We start from the raw sequence: 9518 nt of genomic DNA, 5'->3' as shown, positions 1-9518 counted from the left end.
GCCGGGGTGGGGTGAAGCTGCAACAAAGAAAGTCGCCGGTACGTCGTGTGGAGAGATCACCCACCCCGCCGCACCTCGCGGTGCGTCGACCCTCCCCCTCCAGGGGAGGGTCAGAGCATCACGCTGCCTTGGGCAGAGCGGCCTTGGTCTCGGCGAAGGCCCAGTCGATCCACTGCGTCAGCAGCTCGACGTCCTTTGCTTCCACCGTGGCGCCGCACCAGATGCGCAGGCCGGCCGGCGCGTCGCGGTAATAGGCGAAGTCGTAGCCCGCGCCTTCCTTCTCGACGAGGGCCACCAGCTTCTTGCTGAACTCCGCCTGCGCGTCCTCGGAGAGCGAGGTGATCGCGGGATCGGTGAACTTCAGGCACACCGAGGTGTTGGAGCGGATCGAAGCGTCCTTGGCGAGGAAGTCGATCCAGGGCGTCTTCGCCTTCCAGTCCGCCAGCACCTTGGTGTTGGCATCGGCGCGCGCGATCAGCGCCTTGAGACCGCCGATCGACTTGGCCCAGTTCAGCGCATCGAGATAATCCTCGACGCAGAGCATCGACGGCGTGTTGATGGTCTCGCCGACGAAGATGCCTTCGTTGAGCTTGCCGCCCTTGGTCATGCGGAAGATCTTCGGCAGCGGCCAGGCCGGCTTGTAGGTCTCGAGCCGTTCCACCGCGCGGGGCGATAGGATCAGCATGCCATGCGCGGCCTCGCCGCCGAGCGCCTTCTGCCAGGAGAAGGTGACGACGTCGAGCTTGGCCCAGTCGAGCGGCTGCGCAAATGCGGCGGAGGTCGCATCGCAGATGGTCAGGCCTTCGCGGCTCGCGCTGATCCAGTCCGCGTTCGGAACGCGCACGCCCGACGTGGTGCCGTTCCAGGTGAAGACGACGTCGCTCTTGGGATCGACCTTCGACAGATCGGGGATCTCACCGTAGGCCGCATTGAGCTTGGTGACGTCCTTGAGCTTCAATTCCTTGACGATGTCGCTGACCCAGCCCTCGCCGAAGGATTCCCAGGCGAGCGTGGTGACCGGCCGTGCGCCAAGCAGCGACCACAGCGCCATCTCGACCGCGCCGGTATCGGAGGCCGGCACGATGCCAATGCGGTAATCGGAGGGGACCTCAAGCACTTCGCGCGTCAGGTCGATCGCGAGCTTGAGCTTGGCCTTGCCGATCTTCGCGCGATGCGAGCGGCCGAGAGCTGCGTCCTTGAGATTTTGGGCGTTCCAGCCGGGGCGCTTGGCGCAGGGGCCGGAGGAGAAATGCGGCACGGTCGGCCGCGAAGCGGGCTTCGCTACAGTCATGATCTACCCTTCCAGATAGTAAGCCTCCCGTTGGGGGGAGGTGTCCCGCCGCGGCTGATACGGGAATCGGGAAGGTCCGTCAAGGAAGTTCCGGGGCCTCACGCGCCAGTGATGGCGCTTCCGGTGCAATATCAGGGGATTCGACAACAGTGAGCGCGTTCAGCAAGTCCGTGGCATCGCTGATCAATTGCGCCGCCTTGCGGCGGCTTCCGACCTTCAAAATGCATTTGTCATTGGCCTGCACGACGTAGTCGTTGCCGACCTTGATCATCGAATAGCTTGTCATTGAAATGTCCCGAACCGAGCGAGCCCGGTGTCAGATGCCCCCGTAGCACCCTTCGTTCCTTCATCAATGTGAACGACGGAGCGGTAGTTTACCGGCTCTTAACACGACCGAATGAAAAGCCCGCTTTTCGCCGGCTGCGCAGCGCTCGCGTCGCGCTGCCTCAAAAGCGGACAGTCATGCCGACGTGACTCGCCGTGAAGCCGAGCCGCTTGTAGAAGCGCTGCGCATCGACGCGCGTCTGATGCGTGAGCAACTCGACCAGATTGCAGCCGCGCGCCTTTGCTTCCGTCACGGCCCATTGCACCAATTGCTCGCCGATGCCGCGGCTGCGACACTCGGTGGCAACGCGAACATCCTCGAGCAGTCCGCGGGATCCGCCCTGCGAGCTCAGGCCCGGCAGGATCGCGAGTTGCAGGCAGCCGACCACCCTGCCCTCACTCTCGGCAACCACCAGCGTCAGATTCGGATCGCGCGCGATCCGCGCGAATGCGTCGTAATAGGAGGACGGCAACGGATCCTCCACGCGCTCGCGCGCGCGGCCGAGATGATCGTCGGCGAGCATCGCCACGATCGCGACGACGTCCTCGCGGCGCGCGGGACGGATAGAGACGGCTTCGGCATTCATGTCAGGCGACTCCGCACCTCAGCGCGCCGGCGGAAGGCCGAGAAACGCTTCGACGTCGCCGATCCAGCGGCGGACGGAGGCATAACGGCCGAGGTCGAAGCCACCTTCATGCGCGAGGCGCGTATAGGCGAGCAGCGACACGTCGGCGAGCGACACCTCCTCGCCGGCGAACAAGCGGCTGGCGGCGAGATGCTGCTCCATGCGGTCGAGCGCCGCATAGCCGCGCTTGACCTTTTCAGGATCGAGCTCGGAGGCATCCTTGCCAAGATAGACCATGAGGAAGCGGCACACGGCGATATAAGGCTCGTGGCTGTACTGCTCCCAGAACAGCCATTCGTCCATCTTGGCCGCCGTGAAGGCGTCGCGCGGAACCAGCACGCTGTCGCGGGCGACATAGCGGATGATGGCGTTGGACTGCGCCAGCGTACGGCCGTCGTCGAATGCGACGGTCGGCACCTGGCCGGCGCCGTTCATCTTCAGGAATTGCGGCGTGCGCGTCTCGCCCTTGCGGGTGTCGATCTCGATCCACTGGTAGGGCACAGCGAGCTTGTCGCAGACCCACTTCACCTTGAGACAATTGCCGGAATTGCTGTCGCCGTAGATCTTCATCGCTGCCGCCCCGCTTTCGGAACGAGAGAGCATCAGGACGAAGCGCAGCTGTCAACAGGAAGCGGACGGCTCAGAACTTGTAGCCGACGCCGAGGCGCGCGTTGTTCAACGTCACCTGCGTGTTCATGACGGGCGAGAATCTCACATATTCGTATTCGATGCGGGCGAACAAGCCGTCCCAAACGCAGTATTCGAGCCCGAGGCCGGCGGTCCAACCCACTGCGTACGTGTTGGTCCTGTGCTGACCTTGCGTGCCCGACTGCGCAGGAACCGGGCCCCACGTTCCAAGTATCGTCGTGGTGTTGCCGAAGAAATCCGTCGTCGTCGTGTCCTGTCGCATCGAGACGCTGCTGGTCACGGTGCGCGACACGTCCATTCGCCCGACGGCAGCGCCCATGAAGGCATAAGGCATGAAGCTGCCGCCGTCCCAACCCACGCGGCCGCGGAGCGTCACCATGTCTTTGACCTGTGCCGCCGCGGCACCCGTCAGCGTGACGGCATAGTTGTTGGTGACGCCGGGCGCCCGCACCTCACCAGGCGGGTTGACGATGACGAGCGAGTTGGTTCCTGACGTCAATGTCGCCATATCGTTGAAGTAGCTGTAAGTGCCCTCGAGACTGAGAACGGCATCATACCATTGCCAGTTGCGGCCGACGAAGCCACCGAAATTGGTGCTTTGAGTGTTGGTCTTGTTCAGCAGCGACCACGTCGAGGTCGGCCCCTGGAGTACGCTGTCGCGGAAGATGTAGTTGGTCAGTCCGACCACGCTCTGGCTGAAATCCGTGGCATCTGCGGTATAACCGCCATGACCGCCGACATAGAAGCCATTCCAATTGACGGAGGTCTTCGACAGACCGTCCGCGAAGCCGCCGCGCAGCACGGGCAGGTCCGGCATGTCGGCCGCTTGCGCGGCAGACACCGTCCCCAACATCGCCGCTGCCAACACCAGCCTACGCATCACCACGCTCCATCGGACTCGAACTGTTGCGATGATCATCGCCTGTTAACCTTAACCAATGGTTGCGCCAGGCGCCTTCGCCGCACCTCGCCATGAAAAATACGCAAAGCAAAACGGCGCGGGATGATCCCGCGCCGTTAAGGAGTCCTAACCGATCAGGTTGCGATCAGCCCTTGGTGACCAGCGGCGGCGGCACGTAGGCCGGCGGGCTGTTGAGATCCCAGCGCACGCCGAGCTTGACGTCGTGCGAGGTGATGTCCCTGACCTTGATCGAGGTCGGGCCGGAAGCGCTGTTGTCGAACAAACGGTAGTTGCCGGGCGCGGCATCGCCGAGGTTCATGTAGCTGTAGGCCAGTTCGACGGTGAAGCCGGGATTGACCTTGTAGGCAAGACCGGCGTGAGCGGCCCAGGCGAGATTCCACTTTCCGTTGTCGGCAAAGTAGGCGACGCTGTTGTTGAGCAGCGGGCTGTAGGACACGCCGTCGTCGCGGAAGCCGCTGAGCTTGTTGTAGGAGCCGCCGACGCCCGCGCCGATGAACGGAGTGACGCACCACCAGGTGCCGAGGTCGACATAGGCGTTGGCCATCACGAGCCACTCGGACTTGCTGCCGCTGTAGTTGTTGACGCCGACGAAGCCGGGTCCCACGACATTGTCGCTACCGTGCAAATTGGCCTTGCCCCGGTACTGGCCGATGACGTCGGCGCGGAACCAGTTGTTGAAGCGATAGCCGACGCCGAGGCCGAACAGCGGCGAGGAGTCGAAGCCGAGGCCTTCCGTCGTCTTCGAGTACCCGGCCGGCAGGGCGCTCTCGATGCGCTTCGCGCTCTGGTTGGTCATGCCGATGTCGCCGCGCAGATACCAGCCGCCGAAGTCGGCGGGCGGAGCCGGCGGCGCGTACATCGGAGGGGGGGCGGCGATCGGCATATCGGCGGCGAACGCCATCGACGAGATCAGGGTTGCCGCACCCGCGGCAAGGAGAGACTTAACGCTACGCATTGGCTTCGTCCTTATGGCCGGTGAGGCTGAATACGAGCGCCTCACGTTCTGGAAACTCACGGGGGGACGATGCCAGCAAATGTTTAAGCGCCACTTAACCCTAATTTTTAAGGTTGATTTTTTCTCACCCTACACGCGCGCGCCGTGCGAGCGTTGCAAAAATGCCGCGCCAAATGCGACATCGGCGCCGCATTCCCTAACGATGTGTGAAGCCGCAACGCGGCAAGAGAGGATGCGTTAACGCGCGTTTCGCGGCAGCTTGGGCAGGAACACCGCGAGCAGTCCGATCGCCGGCAGATAGGCGCAGATCTGGTAGACGAACTCGATCGAGGTGTGGTCGGCGAGCTTGCCGAGCACGGCCGCGCCCAGGCCCCCGATGCCGAAGGCGACGCCGAAGAACACGCCGGAGATCATGCCGAAGCGGTGCGGCACCAGCTCCTGCGCAAACACGATGATCGACGACGTCGTCGAGGAGATGATCAGGCCGATGGCGACGCTGAGCACCGCGCTCGCAACGAGCCCGGCATAGGGCAGCGCCAGCGTGAACGGCAGCGCGCCGAGGATCGAGATCCAGATCACGATCTTGCGGCCGAAGCGGTCGCCCAGCGGACCGCCGAGAAACGCACCCACGGCGTTCGCCGCGAGAAAGACGAAGAGATAGATCTGGGCTGCCTGCGTCGACACGCCGAAACGGTCGATCAGGTAGAAGATGTAATAGCTCGACAGGCTCGAAACGTAGAGCTGCTTGGAGAACAACAGCACGACGAGCACTGCGAGCGCTACCGCGACACGGCGCGAGCTCGGCGCACCGGGCTGGGTGTGGACGGGCGCCGCTTTCTTCGTCGCGATCTGCGGCGCGTACCAGCGCCCGATGCGCCAGAGAATCAGGATGGCGAGAAACGCGATCGAGGAGAACCAGGCGATGCTGCCCTGCCCGAACGGCACCACGATCAACGCGGCGAGCACCGGCCCCATCGAGGTGCCGAAGCTGCCGCCGAGCTGGAACACCGATTGCGCAAAGCCGTAGCGTCCGCCCGAGGCGAGCCGCGCGATGCGCGCCGATTCCGGGTGAAACACCGCCGAGCCGAGGCCGACCAGCGCGGCGGCGACGAGGATGACGAGATATTGGTGCGCGACGCTAAGCAGCAGCAGGCCGAAGAAGGTCGAGGCCATGCCGACCGCGAGCGAATAGGGCTGCGCCTTCTTGTCGGTGTAGTGCCCGACCACCGGCTGCAGCAGCGAGGCCGTGAACTGGAATGCCAGCGTGATCATGCCGATCTGCGCGAAGTCGAGCGCGTAGGCGTCCTTCAGGATCGGGTACACCGAGGCGATCAGCGACTGCATGGTGTCGTTGAGGAAGTGCGAGACGCTGATGCCGGCGAGCACGATATAGGCCGGCCCCTTGGCGGCGGCCGGCGCCAATTCGGCGACGACGACGGGCTCGGTCAGCGTTTCCTCTGAGACGACGACAGGCTTGTTCAAGGCGGCAATCCGGCGCGGCAGATTGCCGCGAGGTGCTGATTACGACGCAAGCGACGGTGGGACCAGCGTCAATCGCAAATGGCTGGGATGCGCCTCTTACCCTCTCCCCTTGTGGGAGAGGGTGGCTCGCCGCGTTAGCGGCGAGACGGGTGAGGGGTTTCTATCCTCACGAGCTGTGTTGCGAGCGGATAGAACCCCTCATCCGGCGCTTCGCGCCACCTTCTCCCGCAAGGGGAGAAGGAAGGACTCAAGCCGCGGCCTGCCCCAATGCCGAAACGATGGTGTCGACGACGTCCTCGACGAGGTGACGGTCCTCGCCTTCGCCCATGACGCGGATCACGGGCTCGGTGCCGGAGGAGCGGATCAAGAGGCGGCCGTGGCCGTTGAGGCGCTTCTCGCCGTCGGAAATCGCCGACTTGACGTCGGAATCATCGAGCGGCTTGCCGCCCTTGTGGCGGACGTTCTTGAGGATCTGCGGCAGCGGATCGAAGCGGTGGCAGACCTCGGACACCGGGCGGCGCAGCTTCTGCACCACGGCGAGCACCTGCAATGCGGCGACAAAACCGTCGCCGGTCGTGGCGTAGTCGGACAGGATGATGTGGCCGGACTGCTCGCCGCCGAGATTGTAGCCGCCGTTCAGCATCTGCTCGAGCACGTAGCGGTCGCCGACCGGCGTGCGCACGAGCTCGAGCCCCTGCCCTTGCAGGAAGCGCTCCAGCCCGAGATTGGACATCACGGTGGCAACGATGCCGGGACGCGAGAGGCGTCCATCCTCCTTCCAGCTCTGCGCGATCACCGCGAGCAGCTGGTCGCCGTCGACGACATGGCCGCGCTCGTCGACCAGGATGACGCGATCGGCGTCGCCGTCCAGCGCAATGCCGATGTCGGCGCGCATCTCGCGCACCTTCTTCGACAGCGCCTCCGGCGAGGTCGAGCCGCAATCCTTGTTGATGTTGAAGCCGTCGGGCTCGACGCCGATCGGCACCACGTCGGCGCCCAATTCCCACAGCGCCTCGGGCACCACCTTGTAGGCGGCGCCGTTGGCGCAATCGATCACGACGCGAAGGCCCTCGAGCGAGAGGTCGCGCGGCAGCGTGCGCTTGGCGAATTCGATGTAGCGGTCATGCACGCCGTCGATGCGGCGGGCACGGCCGAGGCTCGCGCTCTGCGCGAGCCGCTTGTCGAGCGATTCGTCGAGCAGCTGCTCGATCTGCCGCTCGACATCGTCGGACAGCTTGAAGCCCTGCGGGCCGAACAGCTTGATGCCGTTGTCCTCGAACAGATTGTGCGAGGCCGAGATCATCACGCCGAGATCGGCGCGCATCGACTTGGTCAGCATCGCGACCGCCGGCGTCGGCATCGGGCCGACCAGCAGCACGTCCATACCGACCGAGGTGAAGCCTGCGACCATGGCGTATTCGATCATGTAGCCGGACAAACGGGTGTCCTTGCCGATCACGACGCGGTGGCGGTGGTCGCCGCGCTGAAACGCAAGGCCCGCGGCCTGGCCGACCTTGAGCGCGAGCTCCGGCGTGATCAGTCCGTTGGCGCGGCCCCTAATCCCGTCCGTCCCGAAATATTTCCGGCTCATATCGTCCCCCAAGCAGCAACCAGGGACTCCCCTCTACAACCACGGGCTGCCCCAACGGGACCCGCATCCCTGATTTGCCGAGGTCTTATAAAGCTATCGCGGCTAACTTGGCTTCAAAAAATATGATGAATCATTACGGAACCGGCGCCGCGACCGCCCCCGATAACAGATTGTTAACATTGCAATTCCGGCGTGACTAGCGAAAAGCGGTGGAACTCGCCTTAATCCGAGCGCTTCACATGGCCGTCCGCGCGGCTGGGCGCCGGCTGGGTGACGTTGACGGGATCGGAGCCCGGGAAGGTCTCCTCCAGCCCCTCTTCGAGCGCCTCCTCGAGATCATGCTTCTCCTTGATCTCTTCCGGCGAAGGTCCTGCGTGCGGCTTCGTCATGACGCTCTCCTTGGCACTCTCCTTCCAAAACGTTCTGCAAACGATTTGGCTGTGCATCCAACCATGCTAGATGACCCCGAAATCTTCCGATGCAAGACTGTTTGGTACGTGACGGGCCGGGGAAACGACATGAAGCATATTACCTGTATCGACGATCTTCGCACGCTGCATCGGCGCCGCGTGCCGAAGGCATTCTTCGACTATTGCGACCGCGGCTCCTACGCCGAGGAGACGCTGCGCGCCAACCGCGAGGACATGCAGGCGATCAAGTTCCGCCAGCGCATCCTGGTCGACGTCTCCAAGCGCGACACCTCGACCACGATCCTCGGCGAGCCGTCGACGATGCCGCTGATCCTCGCGCCGGTCGGCCTGCTCGGCATGCAGCACGGCGACGGCGAGATCCACGCCTGCCGCGCCGCGCAGGCCGCCGGCATCCCGTTCACGCAATCGACGATGTCGATCTGCTCGATCGAGGACATCGCCGCCAGCGTCGAGAAGCCGTTCTGGTTCCAGCTCTACGTCATGAAGGACCGCGGCTTCATCAAGGAATTGATCCAGCGCGCGATGGCCGCCAAGTGCAGCGCGCTGGTGCTCACGGTGGACCTGCAGGTGATCGGCCAGCGCCACGCCGACATCAAGAACGGCATGACGGTGCCACCGGAATGGTCGCTGTCGAAGCTGCTGGACTTCGCCAGCAAGCCCGCCTGGGTCTCCGGCGTGCTGCAGGGCAAGCGCCGCACCTTCGGCAATATCGCCGGCCACGTGAAGAACACTGAAGATCTCAACCGCCTCGCCGAATGGACGGCCTCGCAGTTCGACACCTCCTTGAACTGGAAGGACGTCGAGTGGGTCCGCAGCATCTGGCCGGGCAAGCTGATCATCAAGGGCATCCTCGACGTCGAGGACGCCGAGGAAGCCGCCAAGACCGGCGCGCAGGCGCTGGTGGTCTCCAACCACGGCGGCCGCCAGCTCGACGGCGCGCCGTCCTCGATCGAGGTCCTGCCCGAGATCGCGGACGCGGTGGGCGACAGGATGGAGATCATGTTCGACGGCGGCATCCGCTCCGGCCAGGACGTGATGCGCGCGCTGGCGCTCGGCGCAAAGTCGTGCATGATCGGCCGCGCCTATGCCTATGGCCTCGGTGCCGGCGGCCAGGCCGGCGTCGCCAAGGCGATCGACATCATCCAGAAGGAGCTGCTCACCACGATGGGCCTGTGCGGCGTCAACCGGGTGGACGAGATCGACGATCACGTGATTGCGGTGTGAGTGCGTCTGCCGGGATGCCGCAGC

At 64.4% G+C, this 9518-nt stretch carries 10 protein-coding genes; 1 reads left to right on the top strand and 9 read right to left on the bottom strand.

The window, feature by feature from the left end; all coding sequences use genetic code 11:
- Positions 1 to 118: 118 nt before the first annotated feature.
- From I6F31_RS24105 to I6F31_RS24065, 9 genes are all read right to left on the bottom strand, one after another.
- Positions 119 to 1291: a phosphoserine transaminase gene (locus I6F31_RS24105; protein WP_225144286.1), complete on the bottom strand. Its 1173-nt coding sequence runs from the start codon at positions 1289 to 1291 to the stop codon at positions 119 to 121.
- Between the two features lie 79 nt (positions 1292 to 1370).
- On the bottom strand, positions 1371 to 1577 hold the full coding sequence (locus I6F31_RS24100; protein WP_036009515.1) for a hypothetical protein: 207 nt from the start codon (positions 1575 to 1577) through the stop codon (positions 1371 to 1373).
- A gap of 160 nt (positions 1578 to 1737) precedes the next feature.
- On the bottom strand, positions 1738 to 2202 hold the full coding sequence (locus I6F31_RS24095) for a GNAT family N-acetyltransferase (protein WP_109145289.1): 465 nt from the start codon (positions 2200 to 2202) through the stop codon (positions 1738 to 1740).
- Between the two features lie 18 nt (positions 2203 to 2220).
- Positions 2221 to 2811 (bottom strand): glutathione S-transferase family protein, encoded by a 591-nt coding sequence (locus I6F31_RS24090; RefSeq protein ID WP_036009513.1) that lies wholly within the window; start codon positions 2809 to 2811, stop codon positions 2221 to 2223.
- 70 nt (positions 2812 to 2881) lie between these two features.
- Entirely contained in the window at positions 2882 to 3769 is an 888-nt protein-coding gene (locus I6F31_RS24085) for an outer membrane beta-barrel protein (protein WP_036009512.1), read from the bottom strand.
- A gap of 166 nt (positions 3770 to 3935) precedes the next feature.
- Positions 3936 to 4766 carry an outer membrane beta-barrel protein gene (locus I6F31_RS24080; protein WP_036009511.1) on the bottom strand — a complete coding sequence of 277 codons (831 nt, stop codon included), beginning with the start codon at positions 4764 to 4766 and terminating at the stop codon, positions 3936 to 3938.
- Between the two features lie 237 nt (positions 4767 to 5003).
- On the bottom strand, positions 5004 to 6248 hold the full coding sequence (locus tag I6F31_RS24075) for an MFS transporter (RefSeq protein WP_276573214.1): 1245 nt from the start codon (positions 6246 to 6248) through the stop codon (positions 5004 to 5006).
- A 247-nt stretch (positions 6249 to 6495) separates the two neighbouring features.
- Complete coding sequence (gene glmM, locus I6F31_RS24070) at positions 6496 to 7839, bottom strand: phosphoglucosamine mutase (RefSeq protein ID WP_036009507.1); 1344 nt, start codon at positions 7837 to 7839, stop codon at positions 6496 to 6498.
- Positions 7840 to 8060: 221 nt separating this feature from the next.
- A complete protein-coding gene (locus I6F31_RS24065) occupies positions 8061 to 8228 on the bottom strand; it encodes a hypothetical protein (RefSeq protein WP_167361667.1) in 168 nt (55 codons plus the stop codon).
- A 129-nt stretch (positions 8229 to 8357) separates the two neighbouring features.
- On the opposite strand from I6F31_RS24065, the gene I6F31_RS24060 reads away from it, so the two are divergent.
- Positions 8358 to 9494 carry an alpha-hydroxy acid oxidase gene (locus I6F31_RS24060; protein WP_036009502.1) on the top strand — a complete coding sequence of 379 codons (1137 nt, stop codon included), beginning with the start codon at positions 8358 to 8360 and terminating at the stop codon, positions 9492 to 9494.
- The last annotated feature ends 24 nt before the right edge of the window (positions 9495 to 9518 follow it).

This window comes from Bradyrhizobium sp. NBAIM01, from assembly GCF_020194115.1.
GTDB classification, from domain to species: Bacteria; Pseudomonadota; Alphaproteobacteria; order Rhizobiales; family Xanthobacteraceae; genus Bradyrhizobium; species Bradyrhizobium yuanmingense.
The sequence above is the reverse complement of the archived record's forward strand: the minus strand, read 5'-3'. Positions and strand labels throughout refer to the sequence as shown.